We start from the raw sequence: 1,089 nt of genomic DNA, 5'->3' as shown, positions 1-1,089 counted from the left end.
CAAGGGTGTAATGGAGAGCCGTTCATCCTCGATGGGCAAGGATAAAACAGAAAGGTCAACTTCTCCCTTTGCCGTCATCTTCTCTAATGAAACCGGATCTTATTCAACAAGCTGAACCTCCACATGAGGATAGCGCGCCAAAAACTGCTTCAGCAGCGGAGGAAAGAGATATCTCCCTGTTACAGCAGGAATCCCGATGGATAATTTATGACCGATTCCCTGTGATCGCTCCTGCATTTCCCGAAGCAAATCATCTCTGGAACGAATGATGTCCTCGGCTTTTTCAATGAAACGCCTGCCGTGAGGTGTCAGTGTAACAGAGCCATGGGATCTGTGAAAAAGGGTAAGCCCCAGCTCAGCCTCAAGCTTTTTGATTTGCTGGCTGAGAGACGGCTGTGCGATATGAAGATGTTCCGCCGCCTTTGTAAAGCTTTGGCGCCGGGCAATTTCCGCTGCATATTCCATCACTTTAATATCCATTTCAGCCTCCATAGGTTGAACCTATCATTTTCATCATTTTTATATCTTGGACGAATCATAACAGAAATTGCTAACATAATCCATATCATCATTTACGAAAAGAAGGAGCTGGTTCAAATGACAAATGAAACACCGTTTTCTAAAAACGCCGAGATGTATCGGGATGAAAAGGTATTTGCCGAGGGGGAAGATTTGGGGTTGATGATCAAAACAGCGGAATGCCGGGCAGAGCATCGAGTGCTGGATATAGGAGCGGGCGCCGGCCATACGGCCCTGGCATTTTCTCCTTATGTACAGGAGTGCATCGGTGTTGATGCAACGAAAGAGATGGTTGAGGTTGCGTCCTCCTTCGCGCAAGAAAAAGGAGCTGAAAACGTACGCTTTCAGCAAGGAACGGCAGAGTCACTCCCCTTCCCCGACGATTCATTTGACATCATCACCTGCCGATACGCAGCCCACCATTTTTCAGATGTCCGCAAAGCTGTCAGAGAGGTTGCACGCGTACTAAAACAGGACGGACGTTTTCTCTTAGTTGATCATTACGCGCCTGAAGATCCCATTCTTGATGAGTTTGTCAATCATTTGAACCGGCTTCGAGACCCTTCCCAT

The 1,089-nt window shown here is 47.5% G+C and carries 1 protein-coding gene and 1 pseudogene; one reads left to right on the top strand and one right to left on the bottom strand.

Annotated features, from left to right (window positions below):
* Positions 1-480 (bottom strand): annotated as a pseudogene (locus tag ACWHAR_RS22785) (LysR family transcriptional regulator); the annotation flags it as partial.
* Positions 481-597: 117 nt separating this feature from the next.
* Between ACWHAR_RS22785 and ACWHAR_RS22780 the strand changes: the two are divergent.
* Positions 598-1,089 (top strand): class I SAM-dependent methyltransferase (locus tag ACWHAR_RS22780; protein WP_452087912.1); only part of this gene is annotated, 492 nt, incomplete at its 3' end.

This window comes from Bacillus sp. LR--39, assembly GCF_053613335.1.
This window is presented reverse-complemented; position numbering and strand designations above follow the sequence as displayed.